Genomic DNA, 21361 nt, shown 5'->3' with positions numbered 1-21361 from the left:
GCCTTCGGATTGCATGCGGTGCATTTGTAGAGCCGAGCCCACGCTCGGCTGCGGTGCGCTTGAGCCGAGCACGGGCTCGGCTCTACAGCAGTCGCAGTGATCAGCTGGCGCACCACTCGCATTCGCTGATGTCGATGTCGTTGGAGCGCACGTAGTAGGTGGTCTTCAGGCCCTCGCGCCACGCGCTCAGGTGCAGCTCCAGCAACGTGCTGGCACGGATGGTGCTGGGCACGTACAGGTTGAAGCTGATGGCCTGGTCGACATGGCGCTGGCGGCGGGCGTTCTGCCGCACACTGGCGAACTGGTCGACCTTGTAGGCGCCCTTCTCGTAGTAGGGCCACGTCTCCAGCGACAACCCCGGTGCGGCCACGGGCCGGCGGAAGTCCTTCTTTTCCTCGTAGTAGAACGCGCTGTAGATCGGGTCGATCGACGCGGTGGACCCGGCGATCTGCGCGGTACTCATGTTCGGCGCCACCGCCAGCAGCCAGCCGTTGCGCAGGCCGTGCGTGGCCACGTCGCGGGCCAGGCTGTCCCAGGCGGCGCCCTCGTAGCGGCGGTCACGGAAGTAGGCGCCGGTCTGCCAGTCGCTGCCAGCGAACATCGGGTAGCTGCCCTTTTCGCGCGCCAGCTGCAGGCTGGCCTGGATGGTCAGGAAGTTGATGCGCTCGAACAGCGTGTCCGACAGCGTCTCGGCCTCGGGCGTCTCCCACTGGATGCCCTGCTGCGCGAGCAGGTGATGCCAGCCGAAGGTGCCCAGCCCGATGGCGCGGTACTTGCGGTTGGTGATGGTGGCCTGCGGCACCGGCAGTGCATTGAGTTCGATGACGTTGTCGAGCATGCGCACCTGGATGGGAATCAGCCGCTCCAGCACATCCTTGGCCAGCAGATCATCCGGTGCGGTGATGGCCCGGCCGAGGTTGATCGAGGACAGGTTGCAGACCACGAAATCGCCGGCGCGGCGGGTGGTGACGATCTGGTCGCCGCTGACGATCTCCTGGATCATCCGCGTCGGGCTCATGTTCTGCAGGATCTCGGTGCACAGGTTGCTGGAATAGACCATGCCTGCGTGCTTGTTCGGGTTTTTGCGGTTCACTTCATCGCGGTAGAACAGGAACGGGTTGCCGGTTTCCAGCTGGCTGACCATGATCCGTTTGAACAGATCGATGGCACGCACCGTGCGGCGGCTGATGCGTTCGTCGCCCACCAGTTCGGCATAGCGGTCGCGGAAGCTGCCCGCACCCCGCGTCTCATCGTAAAAGTCCTGCAGGTACCAGCCCTTGGCCTGCTTCACCTCGTGCGGGTCGAACAGGTACCAGTCGGCGCGGCGCTCCACCGCCTCCATGAACAGATCAGGCACGCAGACCGCGGTGAACACGTCATGCGCGCGCATTCGCTGGTCGCCGTTGTTCAGGCGCAGATCGAGGAAGGCCTCGATGTCGCGATGCCAGATGTCCAGGTACACCGCAACCGCACCCTTGCGCTGGCCGAGCTGGTCGACCGACACGGCGGTGTTGTTGAGCTGCTTGATCCACGGCACCACGCCGCCGGAGGAATTGGGAACGCCGCGGATCGGCGCGCCGCTGCTGCGCACATAGCCGAGGTAGGCACCCACGCCGCCACCGTGCTTGGACACGCGGGCGATATCGGTGTTGGAGTCGTAGATGCCCTGCAGGCTGTCATCCACCGTATCGATGAAGCAGCTGGACAGCTGCCCGCCGACCTTGCCGGCGTTGGCCAGGGTCGGCGTGGCCACCGTCATGTACAGGTTGGACAGCGCCCAGTAGGCCTCGCCCACCAGCTGCATGCGGCGCTCCCTGGGCTTTTCGTCCTGCATCAGGTACAGGGCGATGGTCAGCCAGCGCTCCTGCGGCAGCTCGTACACCTCGCGGCTGCCATCGGTGGCGAGATAGCGCGTGGCCAGCAGGTACAGGCCGTTGTAGGCGAACAGCCGGTCGCGCTCGGGATCGATCATCTGTCCGGCCTGCTGCAGTTCGTCCTTCGAATAGCAGCGCAGGATGTCGTTGCTGTAGACCCCACGGTCGGCCAAGCTTTCCTGCAGACCTACGTAGGAACCGTACTTCAGGCTGACATCGTAGAAGCGGTTGCGACTGGCGCGCTTGTACAGCCGGCGCAGGTACAGCCTTGCAGCAAACTGCTCCCATTCCGGCGCCACCAGGTCCACGCGCGATTCCGCCTCGCGGATCAGCAGGTCGACCAGATCATCGGCGCTGATGCCGGGCTTGCGCTCGACCATCGCCTGCACCACGCGGCGGTAGTCGCCCACGTCCAGCTGCGGGAACTCAGCATGCACGCCGTCGATGCTGCGCTGCAGGCGCTCGGCCTCGAACGGCAAGCGGCGGTTGCCGGCTTCCTTGGTGATCCAGGTGGGCACACGTTCGCCACCGGCGCGCATGGCGTCGCCGGCGCCGGCCAGATCGGCCGCGCGGTAGGTACTGTCGGTCATTGTCGTGCGTCTCCAGGCACGCACGCCTCGAAGCGTCGATGCCATGGCGGCCCTGCGCGCGATACCGGCGCCCAGGGCAATCGGTTGGTGTGCCATTGCGCGGGAACGTCAGACCGTCGGCGATGAGCCTGCGCCTGCGGCCGGTATCCGGGCCGTGGGGACGATCTGCGTACGCGCGATGGCGGCCGCGTCGACACGGCAAGCCTTCAGGGGCGGGCCGCGGGACGTTTGCTGCATGTCCGGCGGCGGCGGCTGACCGGGAGTGACGGCCACAACATAGTGGGGATATTGGAGATCGTCAACACAAGATGCGGTGATGAATACACTCCGCGACGATCCGTCGCAGGATGCCGTGTTGCACCTATGCCGCCTTGTCCACGGCGCCGCCATCCCCAGTTGGTTACAACCTCCTTTTCAACCGGAAGTTCCCCCATGCGTGCTGCCCGATACACCGCCTTCGGCGATCCCGCCACCGTCCTTGCCATTGCCGATGTCGCCCTGCCTGAACCCGGCCCCGGCGAAGTGCGCATCCGCACCACGCTCGCCTCGATCCACAACCACGATCTGCTGACCGTACGCGGCCTGTATGGCTACAAGCCGACCCTGCCGGCCGTCGGCGGCAGCGAAGCCCTTGGCGTGGTCGATGCCCTCGGTGAAGGTGTGGAAGGCCTGCAGGTCGGCCAGCGCGTGGCCGCGGCATCGGTGCATGCCACCTGGGCCGAGGCCTTCATCGCGCCGGCACGCATGGTCATCCCGATGCCCGACGCCATCGCCGACGAGACCGCGGCACAGCTGATCGCAATGCCGCTGAGCGCGCTGATGCTGCTGGAATTCCTGAAGGTGGACGCCGGCCAGTGGATCGTGCAGAACACCGCCAACGGTGCGGTGGGCAAATCGCTGGCAATGCTGGCCCGCGCGCGCGGCGTCAACGTGGCCAATCTGGTGCGTAATGCCAAGGCCGTGGCGCAGCTGCAGGCGCTGGGCATCGAGCACGTGTTCGATACCTCGCAGGACGGCTGGAAGGATCGCGTGCGCGCAGCCACCGGTGAAGCGCATGCGGCCGCCGCGGTCGATTCCATCGGCGGTGAAGCCAGCGCCGATCTGGTCGATCTGCTCGGCCTGCACGGCACGCTGGTGTCGTTCGGCGTGATGAGTGGCGAGGCGATGCGCATCCCGGCCAGCGGCCTGATCTACAAGGAAGCCACGGTGAAGGGCTTCTGGGGCAGCAAGGTCAGCCAGGCGATGGCGGTGGAAGACAAGCGCCGCCTGGTGGGCGAACTTCTGCAGCGCGCGGCCGGCGGCGAACTGACCCTGCCGGTGGACGGCATCTTCGCGCTGGACGACATCAAGGCCGCCGCGACCGCCAGCGCGCAGTCGGGGCGTGGCGGCAAGGTGCTGCTGCGGGTCTGAAGGACCCGCCGTCCGCACCCGGCGTTCGTGCATGACCGGTAAGGCCGCCCCCCTGCTCGACCGCCTGCGGGGCCGTAGAGTCGAGCTTGCTCGACTGCCGTCGCGAAAAGCAGTCGAGCAAGCTCGTCTCTACGTAGCGCCGGGCCATGCCCGGCGTTCGTCATCACCGGCTCAGATGCAGGAACTGCAGGTGCCGTTCGTACTGGCTGATGATGTCGTTGATGATCTGCTTGCGGCTGTAGCCCACCAGGTCGTAATCCTGGCTGCCTTCAAACAGATGCACCTCGGCGCGGTAGTAGCGCTGGTTGCGTAGCTGCTGCGCGGCGAAGGACGGGGTCAGGTAGCCGCTGAGGATCACCCGGTACTGGAAATCCTGCTGCTCGCCGTGGTTGACCGACAGCTCCATGTCACCGGCCTCCAAGCGCGTGACCACCTCCCAGCCCTGCCCTTGCAGCTGCTCGGCCACCGCTTCCATGGCCGGCTTCACCGTGTCATCCATGAAGCGGTAGACCTGGTCGCGCACCGGGAAGTGCATGGCCTGGCTCAGGCGCTGGCGCCAGCCCTGGTGGTGGCGGTCGTCGCCGATCAGCGGTGACGGTCGGAACTGCTGCGCGCGCTCGCGGTGCGATTCATCGCTGAAGGCACGGGTCAGGCCCCACATCATCAGCAGCAGCACCGCCGAGAACGGCAGCGAGGCCAGCACCACAGCCGACTTCAATGCGTCGATGCTGCCGGCCAGCAGCAGCCCGGCGGTCAGCACCGCGATCACCGTGCCCCAGAACACGCGCAGCCAGCGCGGGCCATCGTCCTCGGGCGCTCCGCCGTGCGAGGACAGCGTGGACAGCACCACCGCCCCCGAATCAGCCGACGTCACGAAGAAGATGAAGCTGACCAGCACGGTCACCGCGATCACCGCCTTGCTCCACGGGTAGCCATCCAGCAACGCGTACAGCACGGTCGGCGGATCATCCACCGCCAGCTGGGCCAGCTGCTGCTGGCCATGGTGCAGCACCTGGTCCAGCGCACTGTTGCCGAAGATCGACAGCCACGCCAGGGTGAAGCCGAGCGGGATCAGCAGTACGCCGAAGACGAATTCGCGGATGGTGCGGCCGCGCGAGATGCGCGCGATGAACAGGCCCACGAACGGCGCCCAGCCGATCCACCAGGCCCAGTAGAACACCGTCCAGCCGCCCAGCCATTCCGGGCGGCCGCCGTAGGCGTACACGTCGAAACTCTTGCCGACCACGCTGCCCAGGTAATCGCCCAGGTTCTGCATGAGCGTGCTGAGCAGGTACTGGGTGGGACCGAAGCACAGCATGAACAGCACCAGCGCGATGGCCAGCAGCATGTTGATGTTGGCCATCCAGCGCACGCCTTTTTCCACCCCGGACACGGCCACCACCACCGCCGCGCCCATCATCGCCACCACCAGCAGGATCTGCACCAAGTTGGAGTGCGGCACATTGAACAGGTGGGTCAGGCCGGCGTTGAGGTGCAGCACGCCGAAGCCCATGTCGGCACCGATGCCGAACACGGTGGCGACGATGCCCAATGCGTCCACCGTGTAGCCGATGGGCCCGTTGATGCGCTTGCCGATCAGCGGGTACAGCGCCGAGCGCAGCGCCAGCGGCAGGTTGTGGCGGTAGGCGAAGTAGGCCATCGCCATCGCCGCCAGCGCGAACACGCCCCAGCCATGCAGGCCCCAGTGCAGGAACAGCAGCTGCATGGCCTGCCGCGCGCCGGCCTCGCCGGCGGCCGCATCGCCCTGTGGCGGCTGCAGGTAATGGGTGAGCGGTTCGGAGACGCAGAAGAAGAACAGGGTGATGCTGATGCCGGCCGCGAACAGCATGCCTGCCCATGACAGATAGCTGAATTCCGGTTCGTCATGGTCGGCGCCCAGCTTGATGCCGCCGTACTTGGACAGGGCCACGCCGATCACGAACACCAGGTACAGGGTCATCGCCAGCAGGTAGTACCAGCCCACGTTGAGCGCGGCCCAGTCCTGCGCCTTCACCAGCAGGCGGCCGGCGCCCAGCGGGAACAGGCTGACGAACAGTGCGAAGGCAACGACCACGATCGCCGCAAAGGCGAAGACGGGCCGGAGGGTGCGCACCGGGGTGTGTTGAGGCTCCAGTGCTTCCATCGGCAGCCATCTCCGGTCGATCAGGGATTAGCCGACCGACCCTGCATGAATGGCAGTGGACGCAGGATGAAGTGCCCGGTGGCGATGACAGCCCGGCGACAGGCCAAGCGTGTTATGCGCGCGTCCGGGGCCTGCATTTCTGTAGAGCCGAGCCCATGCTCGGCTGCATCCCAGCCGATCACAGGCTCGGCTGCATCCCAGCCGAGCACAGGCTCGGCTCTACAGATCAGCGGTGGGCCAGCGCGTACTCCAGCGCCGAGCGCACCGCTGCCACCTGTGCGTCGTTGCACTGTTCCGGCGTCGCGCGCGGGCTGTCCGGGTAGACCTCGGTGGTGGTGGTGTACTTCGCACCGGTGATGCCCGCGCACAGCGCCAGCTTCACCAGCGGGTACTCGATGACGCCGTGGGCGACCACCGGCGAGCCGATGATCTCGTTCTTGTCATCCGCCGGGGCGATATGGGTCACCTGCTCGACGGCGGCGATCACTGCCTGCTGGAATGCCGGCTGCGGGTTCTCGCTGTCATCGACCAGATAGAAGCCATCGGGAATCAGGCCCGGCTCGAACGGCTTGCCATCGCGCGCAGCCAGCGCCGGGCGGAACTCGCTCTCGTCGCTGTCGGTGGTCTCGTGCAGGTCGATGTGCAGCACGAACTGGCCCTGGTACGGGGCGGTCAGCGCGATGACGGCGGTCGATTCACGGGCCGGGCCATCAGCGCGGAAATTGCGGTTCGGGTCGATCGCATCGTAGTTCCAGCGGTTGATGCGCTCGAAGCCCCACGGGTTCACGCACGGCGCCACCAGCAGGTTGGCCTTGCCGGCGTAGTCGGCCGCGTGCTGTTCCAGGAAATCCAGCGCCCCCATCACGCCGCTGGTCTCGTAGCCGTGCACGCCACCGGTGACCAGCGCCGCCGGGAGGGCCGGGTTCCAGTCGTGGCTGCGCAGGGCGAACAGGGTGTAGGTCTCACCGGCATAGTCGAGCCGGCCATAGGCCACCTTCTCGAAGCGACCGGCCAGCGCTTCGATGCGCGGCAGCACTTCCTGGTCATAGCGGCGCAGGCGCTGCTGGCGGCCGCGCCACTGCTCCCGTTCCGCCGTGCCCCACGGCTGGCCAGGGGTTCCGACGGGATAGAAAGCGGCAGTGGACATGGCAGATCTCGGCAGTCAGGAAACAATCTTCCACTTTACCACCGGGCCATTCAGGCCACGGCCGCGCCACCCCCGAAAGACGCATTCCATCGGCGAATGGAATCAGCAATAATTCTCATTTACGACCCTTCCGCGCCCGCCTCCATGCCCTTCCGAATCCCGCCCCCGGCCCGCCTGCCCCTGGCCGCCGCCCTGACCCTGTGCCTGTCCGCCACCGCCCTGGCGCAGGACAGCGCCACCACCCTGGACAGCATCCAGGTCTCCGGCAGCTGGCTGGGCACCGGGCTGCACGACAGCGTGAAGCGCTTTGCCGGCGCGCGCACCGTGGTCGACCGCCAGCGCATCGACGCCAGCGGCGCGGCCAGCATCGGCGATGCCATGCGCCGCATTCCGGGCGTGCAGGTCACCGACAACTCGGGCACCGCCGGCAGCTCGGTCTCGCTGAACATCGGCGTGCGTGGCCTGACCGGCCGTTACTCGCCGCGCTCGACCGTGCTGCTGGACGGCGTGCCGCTGGCGGTGGCGCCGTATGGCCAGCCGCAGCTGTCGTTCGCCCCGACCAGCCTGTCCAACATCGAATCGATCGACGTCGTGCGTGGCGGCGGTGCGGTGCGTTACGGGCCGCAGAACGTCGGCGGCATCATCAACTTCAGCACCCGAGCCATCCCGACCGAGGCCGGCCTGCATGGTGAAGCCGGCGTGCGCTACAGCGCCTATGACCACGGCGGCGGTGACAGCACCCAGTACAACGCCTTCCTCGGCGGCACCGCCGACAACGGCCTGGGCATGGCCCTGCTGTATTCCGGCCAGGACGGCCGCGGCTGGCGGCAGGGCAGCGACGACCGCTTCGACGACCTGGCGCTGAAGCTCGCCTATGCCATCGACGCGCAGCAGGAGCTGCGCGCCAAACTATCCTACTACGATGTGCGCTCGCTGACCCCGGGCGGCCTGGCCCGCGCGCAGTACGAGGCCGATCCGTTCCAGAACACCCGCCCCACCGATTTCTGGAAGGGCCACCGCACCGGCATCGACCTGGGCTACACCAACACCCTGTCGGTCGATAGCGAGTTCGAGGTGCTGGCGTATTACAACGAGAGCAACCGCGCCAGCTCGCTGATCAACGCCGCCAGCACCCAGCTGACCGTGCAGCCGCGCGACTACCGCGTGCTCGGCATCGAGCCGCGCTACACCCAGCGCCTGCGCTGGGGCAGCACCGTGCATGACATCACCGCCGGCTACCGCTTCCTGCGCGAGCGCGGCAACGACCGCAGCTATACCGTGGTCCGCCGCACCGGCGTGGAAAGTGCGATCACCCGCTTCGACAACGCCACCGACGCACATGCGTTCTACGTGGACGACCGCATCGCCGTCGGCCAATGGCGCATCACCCCGGGCGTGCGCCTGGAGTGGGTCGACATGGACCGCCGCCAGGCCGGTGGCGGCACCACCTTCAGCAGCCGCAACGACAAGGCGCTGCCGTCGATCAACATCGCCTACCTGCTGACCCCGCAGCTGACCGTGTTCGGCAACTACACCACCTCGTTCGGGCCGGTGCAGAACATCCAGCTGAACTCGCAGACCGCCAGCAACCCGCTGAACCCGGAAGTGGCCAGGACCACCGAACTGGGTGCGCGCTGGCAGGCCGGCGCCCTGCGCGCGGAAGTGACCGTATTCAAGATGCGCTTCGACAACCAGATCCAGCAGGTGCCGGGCATCACCCCGCCGACCTTCCAGAACATCGGCGCCACCGACCACAAGGGCGTGGAAAGCGCGCTGGAGTACCGCTTCGCCGAAGACAGCGCGCTGGCCGGCCTGGAGCTGTACGCCAATTACAGCTGGACCAAGGCGATCCAGCAGTCCGGCGACAACCGCGGCCTGGACGTGCCGTTCTATTCGCGTGACACCGACAGCATCGGCGCCCGCTACGCCATTGCCGCCTGGACCTTCAACGTCTCCAGCACGCACCACAGCGGGCAGTTCTCCGATGCCGCCAACACCTGGGCCGAGAGCGCCGACGCGCGCGTGGGCCGGGTGTCGGGCGTGCGTCTGCTGAACGCACAGGTGGCCTGGCAGGTGCCCGGCCTGGGTGACAGCGAGATCGCGCTGGGCGTGAACAACCTGGCCGACAAGCGCTGGTACACCCGCAATGTCGACGGCAACGCCGGGCGCATGGTGGCCGCGCCGCGCACCTTATACGTGCAGGGCCGCTACCGCTTCTAAGCCCCCCAGCCGCCCGATGCGGTGAGGGCAGCGATCAAGGTGGCGGCGTATCATGCCGCCACCATGTCCTCCCACGCTTCGCCATTACGCCTGCATCTGGCGTTCCAGGGCCTGCGCCTGCGCCTGCGCGGCAGCGACCTGTGGTTCATCGCCCTCGCCCTGGTGGTCGGGCTGCTCGCCGGCGGCCTGACCCTGCTGCAATCGGGCATCGCGCGCTGGCTGCAGGCCGCGCTGTACGGCCTGGAAGAAGGCATGCGCCTGAGCTCCCTGCCCTCGCTGCCATGGACCGCCCTGCTGGTGCTGCCGCTGGGCGGCCTGCTGGTGGGCCTGGTCGCGCTGGCCGCTACCCGCCTCAAGCGCCCCCTGCTCGATGCGGTGGAAGCCAACGCCCTGCACGGCGGCCGCATGTCGATGCGCGACAACCTGATCGTGCTGACCCAGACCCTGATCTCCAACGGCTGCGGCGCCTCGGTCGGCCTTGAGGCGTCGTACACGCAGATGGGCGCTGGCAGCGGCTCGCAGCTGGGACGGGTGATGCGCCTGCGCCGCAACGACGTGCGCATCCTGGTCGGGGCCGGCGCAGCCGGTGCCATCGCCGCCGCCTTCGGCGCACCGCTGGCCGGTGCCTTCTATGCCTTTGAGATCGTCATCGGCGCCTATACCCCGTCCGCGCTGGCCCCGGTGGCCGTGGCCGCGCTGGCCGGCGCATTCGTGGCCGACCAGGCCGGCATCGACGCCTACCTGCTGCCGGCCGCGTCCACCATCGACGTGCGCGCTGCCGACTATGCCATCTACGGCCTGCTCGGCTGCTGCTGCGCCATGGTCGGCATCCTGGTGATGCGCCTGATCGCCTCGATCGAGGGCACGGTCAAGCGCAGCCCGCTGCCGCTGTGGGGCCGGCCGGTGCTCGGCGGCCTGCTGCTGATTCCGCTGGCGATGGCCAGCCCGCAGGTGCTGTCTTCCGGCCACGGTGCACTGCACTTGGACCTGACCACCCACCTGCCGCTGATCTGGATCGGTGCGCTGCTGACCCTCAAGTGCCTGGCCTCGGGCATCTCGCTGGGTTTCGGCTTCCGCGGTGGCCTGTTCTTCGCCTCGCTATTCATGGGGACGCTGGTCGGTGCGCTGTTTGCCGGCCTGCTGGCGATGGCTACCGGCGTGCCGGTGATCGATGCTACTTCGGCTGCTCTAGCCGGCATGGCCGCGCTGGCGGCCGCCGTGGTCGGCGCGCCGATGACCATGGCCATGCTGGTGCTGGAAGGCACCCACGACTTCCTGCTGACCAGCGTGGTGATGAGCGCCGTGCTGGTGTCCAGCACGCTGGTGCGGCAGTGGTTCGGCTATTCGTTCTCGACCTGGCGCATGCACCTGCGCGGGGAAACCATCAAGAGCGCGCGCGATGTGGGCTGGGTGCAGAACCTCAACGCCGGGCGGATGATGCGCAAGGGCGTGGCCACCGCACCGGCCGACCTGGATACGGCCTCGTTCCGCCAGCGCTTCCCGCTGGGCTCCGGCGGCCGCGTGATCCTGGTGGACAGCGAAGGCCACTACGCCGGCATCGTGCAGATTCCGCGCATGTACGGCGATGGCGTGAAGCCGGATGCGGTGGTGGGCGACTATGCCGAAAACCGCGACGTTGCGCTCGCCGCCAACGCCAACGTGGTGGCGGTGATGCAGCGCTTCGACCAGACCCAGGCCGACGAACTGGCGGTGGTGGCCAGCGATGGCCAGGTGCTGGGCGTGGTCTCCGAAGCCTTTGTGCGCAAGCGCTACGCCGAAGAGCTGGACAAGCGCCAACGCGAACTGATGGGCGAGCGCGTCGAAGACAGCGATTGAACTCTTTTTACAGGGCTTCGCCGGCGTCGGCCAGGCGCGATTCGATCAATGCGTACCACTGCTGCAGTGTGTCGATCAGCATGTCCAACTCTGCATCGGCACGTTGCGCGCGCCCGCTGCGCAGGCAGGCCTGGGCGTCCTGCAGCTGGGTGAGGAACCCGGCCACGGTGTCGGCCTGCAGGATCAGGCCCGGCAGGCGCCGGCCGGGAATGCGCACCACCGAATGGTTGCCGAGCTGGCCATACACGCTGACTGTGGTTTCCGTCTTCATGGAAAAGGGCAGGAATTGGGCATTCATCGCGTGCACCATGGAAAGACCTGGCCCGCCGGCGGACGGAGATGACGGGGGAGACGCATCCACGCCGGCCGGCGGATCAGGGGGGAAACTCAGGCGCCGGCGGGGCCGGCGGAATACTCAGTTGCGCCGGGCGGTGCCGGCGATCTGCACGCGGCGGTTCGGCGCGAGGCAGGCAATCAGTTCGCGCTGGGTCTGCTGCGTGCACTGCACGAGGGGGTCGGCGGCGCCGCGTCCTTCCGCGCTGATGGTCTGTGCAGGTACCCCGCCCTGCACCAGCGCCACCCGCACCGACTCGGCACGCCGCTGCGACAGCCGCTGGTTGTAGTCGGCGCCGCCGATACGATCGGTGTAGCCGACCACCTGGATCGACTGCACCTCGCTGGCTTCACGCACCTGGGCAAGCACGCCCTGCACCGCCGACTGGCCGGCCTGGCTGAGCACGTCGCTGTCGAAACCGAACAGCGCATCGGCGGCCAGGCGCAGGGGCTGGGCCGGCAACGGTGCGGGTGCCGCGGCCACCGGCGGCGGCGCGGGTGGATCCAGCACGGCCGCACAGGCCTGCGGCTTCCAGTGACCGGCCTGGGCGATGCCCTTGCCATCGAACTGCACCTGGAACTGGCAGGTGAAGTACTCCGCGCCCTGGGCGGTGCGGAAATTGAACAGGTAATTCCACCGGCGCACGCCCCACATGCCTTCGTTGAAGTGCGGCGTGCCCAGCAGCGCGTACAGCTGGCGCTTGCTCATGCCGGGGGCGAAACGGCGCAGGTCGGCCACGTCGGGATAGGTGCCTTCCTTCAGCGAAGCCTTGCTGGCCTCCGGGAAGCTGACCAGCGTGTCGGCGGCCGGCGCGTCGCCGGCGGGTGCGGTGCTGCGGCAGCCGGCCAGCAGGCCGGCGGCCAGGACCAGGACGAGCGACGCGGCGAACGGGCCGGGGCGCGAGGTGCGTTGGAACGTCATTGGGATTCCCCCTGTCGATGTGGTGGGCACGGCCGGGCTGACGGGCAGCCCGGCCCGGGCACTTACCACTGGATGCCGGCGCCGACGGCTACGCCGGCTTCGCCACGGGTGTTGGTGGAACCGCTGAACTTGTAGATCCAGCGGCCGCCCTCGGAGACACCGGAAATGCCCAGGGCCATGCCGGATTCGCCGTTGTAGCTACCCGCCGCGAACGAGGCCATGCTGCGGCCCGCTTCACTGGGCTGCGGCAGCGCTGCGGTGGCCATCGCCGAGGCAATGCCGGCCGAGGCGCGGTTGTCGGTCTTGCGCAGTTCGCGCTCGAAGCCGCCCATGCGCTCGTCGGTGTAGGCCTTGGACCAGTCCAGGGTCTGCGACATGCCGGCGCGCAGCTGGTCGACGTTGACCGCGTCGGTGCCCGCCGTACCGGCCGCAACGTTGCGCACCGTGGTCGGCCCGCTGGTGCTGCTGCCGAGGGTGACGCTGTTGTAGTTGGTATCGCCGTTGGTGGTGGTGTCATAGCGCAGCGTGCCCTGCTGCGAGGCCTGCAGCTGGCGCACGTTGACCGCGTCGGTGGCCTGGGTACCGTCGGCCACGTTGACCACCTGGCGCTCGGCACCGGCGGCGCCCACCGACACCGTGTTGGCACGGTCGGCGACGGAGCCGGCGCCCAGTGCCACCGAGTTGTCGGCCTGCGCCTGCGCACCGTTGCCCAGTGCGGTGGAGTTGGCCCCGGCGGCGGTGGAACCGGCACCACCGGCGGCGGAGTTGGCACCGGTCGCGGCCGGGTCGGCCAGGTTGTTGCTGTTGTTGGCGCGGAAGCTGCCGGCCACGTTGGTGATGTTCTGGATCTTCTGGTCGGTATAGGCCTTGGACTGGTCGATGGCGTAGTTCACGCCGTTGTTCAGCTGGCCCACGTTGGTGGCATCGTGGTCATCGGAGCCATCGGCCACGTTGGTGATCTTGCGCTCGGCCCCGCTGCTGCCCACCGATACTTCACCGGCCGAGTTGCTGGCACCGGTCTGGCCGTAGGCACCGGTGTAGCCGGTCTGCGCACCGACGCTGGCGACCGAGCCGCCGCCCAGGGCCACGCTGTTGTCGGCGCTGGCGCTGGCGCCGTTGCCGACCGCCACGCTGGAGGCACCCGCTGCGCTTGCCTGCGGACCGACCGCCACGGCTTCATCGCCGGTCGCGGTGGCGGCGGCAGCGGCCGAATTGACCGCCAGGTAGGGGCTGGCGCTGCCGTTGAGGATGCGCTGGTTGAGCGTGCGCAGCGAACCATCGACCGCCAAGAAGGCGGCGGTGACGTTGCTGTAGTCGTTGAGCGAGATGCTGCCGTCGGTGGCGATGCTGGAAATGCTGAAGGACGGGGCGGTCCACTGCGAGGTGGCGCCGTCGTAGGTGGTACTGCCGCCGAAGTAGTTGGCGATGGTGGCATGGGTGGCGAACAGCTGGTCGCCGGTGATGGCATCGCTGCTGCCCGCCTGGATGCTGCCGGCCGCCACGTTGGTGAGCCGCACCGCTGCGTTGCCGGTGCCGCTGAGGGTGACCGAATCCATCACGTCGCCGCTTGCATCCACATCGTATTTCACTGCACGCATGTCCAGTTCGTCGGTCTGGTCGACCACGTTGGCCAGCGAGTTGCTCACCGCATCGAAGGCACTGCCCACGTCGTTGTAGCTGCCCTGGCTGATGGTGCCGTTGGCGGCCACGTTGTTGATGGTGTAGGTGGGTGCGGTGACCACGCCGTTGGCATCGACCGCTGCGCCACCGCCGAGATGGGTGGCCATGGTCTGGTTGGCGGCGAACAGCTGCGCACCGTTGATGGCCTCGCTGCTGAGCGCACTGACCTCGCCCGGGCCCAGGTTGCGCAGGGTGGTGGCGGTACCGCCCTGGCCCAGCGTGGCGCTGGCGTAGTCCACGCTGCCATCGGCGTTGAGGTCGTAGCGCAGCGCGCCCTCTTCCGATGCCTGCAGCTGGCCCAGGTTGACCGCATCGGTCGCCTCGGTGGCCGCGGCCACGTGGGTGATCTGCCGTTCCGCACCGGCGGCGCCGACGGAGACAGTGTTGTCACGGTCGGCCAGGCTGCCTGCGCCGACGGCGATGCTGTTGGCAGCGGTGGCCTGCGCGTTGCTGCCCACGGCGATGGAATCGGCGCCGGTGGCCACGGCTTCCACGCCCGTGGAATTCACCCGCAGGTACTTGGTGCCGCCGTTGCGGATGTCGTTGATCTGCGTGTTGAGGTTGACCAGCGAGCCATCGACCGCATCGAAGGCATCGGTGACGTTCTCGTAGGCGCCCTGCGCGATGGCGCCGTCATCGGAGAGGGTGCTGATCTCGAACAGCGGCGCGGTGAAGGCACCAGTGGCCGGATCGAAGGCAGTGCGGCCGCCAAAGAAGCGCGTGATCGCATCGTTGCTGGTAAACAGCTGGCTGCCGTTGACCGCTTCGGTGCTGCTGGCGCTGATCGCGCCCGCCGTCAGGTTGGACAGCGTGGTGGTGCCGGTGCCGTTGCCCAAGGTGACGCGGCGATAGTCGGGGGCGCCGGCTTCGTCGAGGTCGTAGGTGACGGCAACATCGCCCAGCGCATCGATCTGGCTGATCGCGCCCCGCAGCTGGGCGACGTTGACCGCATCGGTGCTGGCACTACCCGCAGCCAGGTTGGTGATCTGCCGCTCGCCACCGTTGGCGCTGCCCACGGACACTTCGCCGGCGGACACCTGCGCTGCGGTCAGGCCGTATGCGCTGTAGCTGGCCTGCGCGCCACGCACTGCAGCCGAGCGGTAGCCCAGCGCTACCGAATTGGCCTTGTCCGAGGTTGCCTCGGCGCCAAGCAGGGTCTGCCCGTTGGCGGTGCCGGAGGCGCTGTCGCCGACGATCACCGAATGGCCCAAGCGCGCGGCGTAGTCCGCGGTGGGCACGCCGGTGGGGTTGGCCGGATCGTTGGTGCCGTTGCCGGGGAACGCGACGTTGGCATCGACCTTGGGCAGTTCGTGGCGTGCGTTGGCGCCGATCACCACCTCCCTGGAACCGTTGGCATAGGCGCCGTCCCCCATCAGCACCTGGTAGTCCTGCGCGGCGTTGACCGCCCAGCAGGAGATATCGGCCACGCCGAGGACGTCCAGGCACTTGGCCGCCCACTCCGGCGACTGCCCCGGCAACAGCAGGCCGAGCAGGCCGCCCGGATTGCCGTTGTTGATGTTGTAGATGTAGCTGTCCGACGTCACGCCACCGATCAGGGTGAGGTGCGAGCTGCCACCGGTGACCGCACCGCCCAGGCCATTCAGCGTGGTGCCGACCGGGGTGGCGTTGACCACCGGAATGCCCAGCACGTTGACCGTCGAATAGGTCTGCATGACATTGGCAGTACTGACATTGAGGTTGCCGTTTGTCAGGTAGCCGTTGCCACCGAACAAACTGGCGGTGGTCGGGCCGATCAATGCGCCCAGACCACCGACCAGACCACCGGTGCCGATGATCAGGCCGGCATTGGGATCGGCCGCGGCAGGTGCCTTCGGGCTGTCCGGCGGAATGGCCGACGGCTGGGTCAGGCCGAGCCCGCCCAGCGTGTTGCCGAGCAGGCCACCCACCGCACCGCCGAGGTTGCCGACCGTGCCGTTGAGATCGCCGTTGACCAGGCTGCCAACAGCGCCGCCGACACCCTCCAGCGCAGTGCCGACGCCGGTGAGCAGGCCACCCAGTCCCAGCGAGCTGGTCTGTGCGCCGACCACCGAGGTACCGACCAGCTTCAGGTTGCGATCGGCAATGACGGCTTCGCCATCGGGGCCGAGCACGCGCACTTTGCCCGCGACGGAGCCATCGAGCCCGGCGGTCAGTGCACGATCCTCGGTCTCGCCCGGCAGCTCTTCTTTCGCCGGCAGCGTGGCCGACGCCGTCGCGCCAACCTGGCCCCGGCCTTCGATGGCATGGCCGGCCAGCGCCAGCTTCGCATCGACCTTGCCAGCGACCGCGGCCTTCAGGCCGGACAGCGAAGGGGTCGGCGCCGCCGCAACATTGGCGGCAACGGCAGCCTGGGTATCGAGACCGGCAAGCGGCGCGCCGTCCACGCCCACCTGGGCCTTGGCAGCGGCGGTGGTGGCCAGTGCCAACGGTGCCTGTGCCTGCGGCGCCAGCTGCGCACCGAGCGCGGTGTCGACACGGGTGGTGCCGCCCAGCCCGACCGAAGCGCGAACATTGGCGGCCACGGCCGGTGCGGCCACCTGCTGCGGCGTGTTGCCCGCACCCAGCGACACCTTGACCCTGGCCGGCAGCACATCGCGCACGACCGGCAGGCCGGTGGTGCTCAGCTGCAGGCCGATGCGTGCATCGGTACTGATGGCCGGGCTGGCCTGTGCCTGGCGCGCAGCGGCGGCGAGGGCCACTTCCGCGTCCACCTTGACCGGCATGGTCTGGGTGTACTTGGCCGCCAATGCCTGCAGGTCGCGCAGCGACTGATTGGGCTCACTGGCGGCAGCGGTGCCGCTGGCAAGGACGCTCAGCAGTGCCAGGGCCAATGCGCTGGGCACCAGCAGTTTCGATTGCGGATCGCGGAGCGCTGTCGCTCCACCATCGCCGGTGGCCAGTTCCGAGGCCACAACAAGAGCATTGAGCTGGCGGTTCCATACACGCCGGTAAATGCGGTTCATGAGCACTTCCCCCGTTGACGAACGACTTGAAATCCAGTGGGCATGCCGGTTGGCACGTGACTGATATTTCAGCGTCTTCAACGTGGGCGGGGCACTTCATTCCGGCAGGGCAATCGCGCATTCCGGCAAAGCCACGGGCGGATTCGGCAGACGCATATGCAGATTCGGCAGCACGCCTGTTTCAGGCCGGCTGGCCCATCTGTGCCGGCGAGCGCATCAACGTGTCGCGCGGCAGTTCGCCGAACACCTTGCGGTAGTTGTCGGCAAAGCGCGAGAGATCCCACAGGCCGCAACTGAGTGCGATGGCCTTGACCGAGCGGCGGCTGGAGTCGGCCATCGACAGGCTGCGGCAGGCGGCGCACAGCCGAAGCATCGACAGGTAACGGTTGGGCGACACGCCGAACAGATCTTCGAACGCGTAGCGCAGGCCACGCTCGCTGACGCCGGCCGCATCGCAGATTTCATTCATATAGATGTTGCGCCGCAGGTTGAGGCGCATGAAGTTCTCGGCGCGCTGCGCGATGAGATAGTGCGTCCGCCGCGCGCGGGTGAAGCCGGGGCGATCGGCAGGCCCGGCCGCCAGCAGCGCTTGGATGTGTTCATGCAGCAGGCGATCGGTCTCTTCCGGCTGCAGTGCGGCACCCTGCCCCAGCTGCGCGTGCAGCTGCAGGTAATGGTTGGCCAGCGCCTGGCTGTCGACGGGCAGCTGCACCAGGCTCAGGGCCTGGCCGGCCGGTGGCGTACTGCGCAGGCTCAGCTCGGTGAGCTTGCGCTGCACCCGCGCCACCGGCAGCAGCATGACGGTGATCTGGGTGCCGGCGCTGAGCGTGAACTCACTGATGCCTTCAGGCAGCACCGTGAACGACATGCCCGCCACCATCGGCACGCCGTGGCACCAGCTCTGTACTTCATCGGTGGCATGCACGAAGCCGAGCATCGCCCAGTCCGGCGGCAGCATGAATCGTCCACGGCAATGGAAGCCGCAGGTGATGCTGCAGAACAGCGCTTCATCGTGCACGCGCGAAGAGAAGGCAGCCTTGGGCCCGTTGCCGTCGAGCAGCAGCAGTTCCACATCGCAGACGCGAAGCACACCGCTCAGCGTCGCCAGGTCGATCGACCGGAGTTCACCGTCGTCGAGCCGGCCGCCTTCGAGATCGCCCACCCCACCTTCCATGACAGCGTCGTCCCCCATGAGTCCGTATCCGCCGCCCCACTGGCCGAAAGGGCGCGCGCCGCAATCCATTCAACGTGCCGTAGCGAGGCCGGCCTGCACTGCGGCCGGCTGCCACGAGTACGTTTCGATTGCGTTGGAGTATTGCGTGTAAATGAGCGTCCGTAAACAGTGATGCATTACGTAAACCATTAATGGCCAGCCTTTCGGAATGTAGCTGCGAATGGCACGAAATTCGCATGCGGCAAGGCTTCCCGGCGATTTTCTCGATCCAAATGAACGGATTTGTCGGGTAACCTTTTTTCTTCACCTGAACGACAGTTTTTCTTCACGCAAGAATGGCTTTCTGCCGAATTTGCATATTGATTTGGCTTGCGGCACCGCGCCATTCGGGCAAGAGTCGATGCCATGGTGATCCGGCGATGCGACATCGGCGTCACCCAGGGGGAAACATGCAAATGCGCGCCACCCTCGCACAGCTGACCCGCGGCAGGACGCGGCGCGACGGCGCTCGTGCGCAGGCTGCTCCTGGGGACAGGGATCACGTTGATTGACCATGGCGGGACTGTCCCGCCATGTCCCCCTGCCAGGACGGTGGGGGTCCATGGATGGACCCGGTGGAACCGGGCGCCCATTCAACCTGGGTAACACATGAAAACCTGACTGGTATAGGGAGACAACCGTCATGAACGCATCGATCCGCAAGTTCCTCAACGAAGAAGACGGCGTGACTGCGCTGGAATATGGCCTGCTGGCAGCAGTTATTGCTGGCGTGATCATCGCCATCGGCGGAGAACAGATCTCCGAGTACTTCGGCAAGCTCTTCTCGAACCTGACGACCCTGGCTGACAAGGCAGCAGGCGTCGGCGCCGGAGATTGATTCGCGGCGCCACGTTCCGCACGCGGCCCACGCGGCCGCGGCTGCGGATCGCTGAAAGAATCGAAAGTGCTGAAACAGAAACGGTCCATTGATGGATGTTGAGGGTGTGGGATGACGTTACTGGGGCTGTTGGCCATGGGTTTGAGCCTGCGCATCGCGATCAGCGATCTGTACGCCCGCCGTGTCCCCAATGCCTGGCTGGTCGGAGCGTGCGCGCTTGCCCTCCCGTTGATTGTCGCCGGTCAGTTTTCCGGCCCGCACCTGCCATGGTGGGGGCACCTGCTGGGCGCCGCGCTAGGGCTGGCATCGCTGCTGCCCTTCTACGTGCTTCGCTGGATGGGCGCCGGCGACGTCAAGCTCTTCGCCGTGCTGGGGTTGCTGCTGGGCTGGAACGCCCTGCTGCCGATCTGGATCGCCGCAAGCCTGGTGGCAGGCCTGCACGCGGTGCTGGTGATCAGCACGAGACGGCTGATGCACTGTGTATCGCCACGCCTGCAACTGCACTGCGCGCGATGGAGCGCGCACTGGCAGGCGCGCCCGGCCGTCCAGCACATGCACCTCGCCCGCCAGGGACGCCAGGGCGTCCCCTACGCCGCCTATCTCGCCTTCGCCGCCATCGGCTGGGTCGCGGCCTCGAGCCAGGGAGTACTGCAATGAAGACGATCCGATCCCAACGCGGCGTCATCACCGTCGAGTACGCACTGATGATGATGCTCGGCTTCCTTCCGCTGCTGATGCTTACGTTTTCCGGCGTGATGATCATGGCCGCGCAGCAGACGCTGGCGACCGCATCGGCCGAAGGCGCGCGTGCCTCGCTGCGCTTCGGCAGCACCGCCGAACGTCGGGTCGCTGCATGCTCGGCCGCACGCCGTTCGATGCAGTGGCTGCTGCGCTTCTCGGGCCAGGAGCCTGACTGCAGCGCGGCCGGCAGCAGCGGCGCCATCGTGGTCTCGCCGCCAGCGGCGTGCAGCGGTCTTGCCAGCGCGCAGTGCGTGACCGTCACGGTCAGCTACGACTATTCCAGCCACCCCTTCCTTCCCGGCACCGGCACGCTGTACGGCTGGGTGATGAAGGCCCCGATCCGCAGCGTTGCGGTCGCCCAGCTCGATCTCGGCAGCAACTGACGATCGGTTTCAGGAGATGCTTCCATGCTCAAGTTGACCCGCATCGCCGCCATCGCACTGATCGGCCTGGCCGCGCTGCTTGCGGTAGTGGCGTTCATGGTGGGGCGCAAGCCCGCCACGACGGCGACCGCGCCCATGGCAGCCTCGACCACCGACGCACGCACCCTAACCGTGGTGGAAGCCGTGGCACGACTGCCGGCCGGCGAACCGATCCGCGCCGATGGTGTACGCCTGGCCCAGCGCACCAGCGCCGAACCGGGCGCCTCGTCCGACCTGGCGTCGGTGCTCGGCAAGGTGCCGGTACAGGACATCGCCGAGGGCACCACGGTCAGCCGTGGCCTGCTGGCACAGGGCTTCTCGCTGCAGCTTCGCCCCGGCGAGCGCGCGTTGGCGGTGCCGGTCGATGAGCTGGTGGGGGCGGGCAACCGCATCCTGCCGGGCGATTTCGTCGATGTCTTCCTCAACCTGCGCAGCGCCAACAACAGCACGAACGGCCAGCCGCAACCGGCGCAGACGCGCCTGCTGCTGTCCCGCCTGCGCGTGCTCAGCTATGGACAGCAGGACATCGCCGTGGACACGGCACAGGCCGGCGCTGAAAACAGCGGCAACGCGCAGGGCGACGACCCGCGTGCCGCCGACATCACCGGCAGCGCCAGCACGGCCAGCCGCAGCGACACCGCCCAGGCTGCACGCAGCGCGGTGCTGGCGGTGCCGGTGGACGAAGCCAATCGCCTGCTGCTCGGTGCGCAGCAGGGCAAGCTGTTCCTGGCGCTGCGCAACCCCGCCGATGCCGGCCTGCCCGATGTTGCCCTGTTCCCGCAGGCACGCGGCGTGCTGGATCCGCTGCGCGGCCTCGACAGCGAACAACAGGAAGCGCTGCAGCGCCCCGAGAACAACGCCTACGCCGGCATCGACGGCGACGGCCTGGCCGGCGGCGCAGCACGACCGCGGCCGGTGGCCGGGGCGACGCCGCGCCCGGTTGCACCGCGCCGCGCCGGCGCGCGCCCGGCCGGCATCGAGATCATCCGTGGCGACAGTGCAGCCCCCCGCGGTTCCCTTTGACCTGCC

At 67.8% G+C, this 21361-nt stretch carries 15 protein-coding genes; 8 read left to right on the top strand and 7 right to left on the bottom strand.

All coding sequences use genetic code 11. The features are described 5' to 3' along the window. Window positions 1–100 precede the first annotated feature (100 nt). On the bottom strand, window positions 101–2464 hold the full coding sequence (locus tag FJU31_RS07215; RefSeq protein WP_150454141.1) for a ribonucleoside-diphosphate reductase subunit alpha: 2364 nt from the start codon (window positions 2462–2464) through the stop codon (window positions 101–103). A gap of 432 nt (window positions 2465–2896) precedes the next feature. Between FJU31_RS07215 and FJU31_RS07210 the strand changes: the two genes are divergently transcribed. Further along, window positions 2897–3874: a zinc-binding dehydrogenase gene (locus FJU31_RS07210; RefSeq protein ID WP_150454140.1), complete on the top strand. Its 978-nt coding sequence runs from the start codon at window positions 2897–2899 to the stop codon at window positions 3872–3874. A gap of 163 nt (window positions 3875–4037) precedes the next feature. Here FJU31_RS07210 and betT read toward each other — a convergent pair whose 3' ends face one another. Continuing rightward, window positions 4038–6017, bottom strand: coding sequence for a choline BCCT transporter BetT (gene betT, locus FJU31_RS07205; RefSeq protein ID WP_150454139.1), 1980 nt, complete (start codon window positions 6015–6017; stop codon window positions 4038–4040). Between the two features lie 226 nt (window positions 6018–6243). Beyond that, window positions 6244–7164: a M14 family metallopeptidase gene (locus FJU31_RS07200; RefSeq protein ID WP_150454138.1), complete on the bottom strand. Its 921-nt coding sequence runs from the start codon at window positions 7162–7164 to the stop codon at window positions 6244–6246. 144 nt (window positions 7165–7308) lie between these two features. Here FJU31_RS07200 and FJU31_RS07195 point away from each other — a divergent pair, with 144 nt between their 5' ends. Both FJU31_RS07195 and FJU31_RS07190 read left to right on the top strand, forming a co-directional pair. Then, window positions 7309–9384, top strand: a complete 2076-nt coding sequence (locus FJU31_RS07195) for a TonB-dependent receptor family protein (RefSeq protein ID WP_150454137.1) — start codon at window positions 7309–7311, stop codon at window positions 9382–9384. Window positions 9385–9447: 63 nt separating this feature from the next. Beyond that, window positions 9448–11220 carry a chloride channel protein gene (locus FJU31_RS07190; RefSeq protein WP_246161244.1) on the top strand — a complete coding sequence of 591 codons (1773 nt, stop codon included), beginning with the start codon at window positions 9448–9450 and terminating at the stop codon, window positions 11218–11220. 7 nt (window positions 11221–11227) lie between these two features. On the opposite strand, the gene FJU31_RS07185 is transcribed toward FJU31_RS07190, so the two are convergent. The 4 genes from FJU31_RS07185 to FJU31_RS07170 form a co-directional block, all read right to left on the bottom strand. Beyond that, window positions 11228–11518 (bottom strand): DUF6959 family protein, encoded by a 291-nt coding sequence (locus tag FJU31_RS07185; RefSeq protein WP_246161243.1) that lies wholly within the window; start codon window positions 11516–11518, stop codon window positions 11228–11230. 117 nt (window positions 11519–11635) lie between these two features. Continuing rightward, the gene (locus tag FJU31_RS07180; protein ID WP_150454134.1) at window positions 11636–12475 is read right to left on the bottom strand and encodes an OmpA family protein; all 840 of its coding nucleotides are present in this window, start codon (window positions 12473–12475) and stop codon (window positions 11636–11638) included. Window positions 12476–12537: 62 nt separating this feature from the next. After that, a complete protein-coding gene (locus FJU31_RS07175; RefSeq protein WP_150454133.1) occupies window positions 12538–17118 on the bottom strand; it encodes a YadA-like family protein in 4581 nt (1526 codons plus the stop codon). A 181-nt stretch (window positions 17119–17299) separates the two neighbouring features. Next, window positions 17300–18310: an AraC family transcriptional regulator gene (locus FJU31_RS07170; protein ID WP_150454132.1), complete on the bottom strand. Its 1011-nt coding sequence runs from the start codon at window positions 18308–18310 to the stop codon at window positions 17300–17302. Between the two features lie 202 nt (window positions 18311–18512). Here FJU31_RS07170 and FJU31_RS07165 point away from each other — a divergent pair, with 202 nt between their 5' ends. The 5 genes from FJU31_RS07165 to cpaB all read left to right on the top strand — a co-directional run bounded on the left by FJU31_RS07165 (window position 18513) and on the right by cpaB (window position 21355). Beyond that, window positions 18513–18704 (top strand): hypothetical protein, encoded by a 192-nt coding sequence (locus FJU31_RS07165; RefSeq protein ID WP_150454131.1) that lies wholly within the window; start codon window positions 18513–18515, stop codon window positions 18702–18704. A 270-nt stretch (window positions 18705–18974) separates the two neighbouring features. Then, on the top strand, window positions 18975–19169 hold the full coding sequence (locus FJU31_RS07160) for a Flp family type IVb pilin (protein WP_150454130.1): 195 nt from the start codon (window positions 18975–18977) through the stop codon (window positions 19167–19169). Window positions 19170–19280: 111 nt separating this feature from the next. Next, window positions 19281–19826, top strand: coding sequence for an A24 family peptidase (locus FJU31_RS07155; protein WP_150454129.1), 546 nt, complete (start codon window positions 19281–19283; stop codon window positions 19824–19826). Further along, window positions 19823–20293 (top strand): TadE/TadG family type IV pilus assembly protein, encoded by a 471-nt coding sequence (locus tag FJU31_RS07150; protein WP_150454128.1) that lies wholly within the window; start codon window positions 19823–19825, stop codon window positions 20291–20293. The genes FJU31_RS07155 and FJU31_RS07150 overlap by 4 nt, the downstream gene beginning before the upstream one ends. A 24-nt stretch (window positions 20294–20317) precedes the next feature. Then, window positions 20318–21355 carry a Flp pilus assembly protein CpaB gene (gene cpaB / locus FJU31_RS07145; RefSeq protein ID WP_150454127.1) on the top strand — a complete coding sequence of 346 codons (1038 nt, stop codon included), beginning with the start codon at window positions 20318–20320 and terminating at the stop codon, window positions 21353–21355. The last annotated feature ends 6 nt before the right edge of the window (window positions 21356–21361 follow it).

It is taken from the genome of Stenotrophomonas cyclobalanopsidis (assembly GCF_008710035.1).
GTDB lineage: Bacteria > Pseudomonadota > Gammaproteobacteria > Xanthomonadales > Xanthomonadaceae > Stenotrophomonas > Stenotrophomonas cyclobalanopsidis.
The sequence above is the reverse complement of the archived record's forward strand: the minus strand, read 5'-3'. Positions and strand labels throughout refer to the sequence as shown.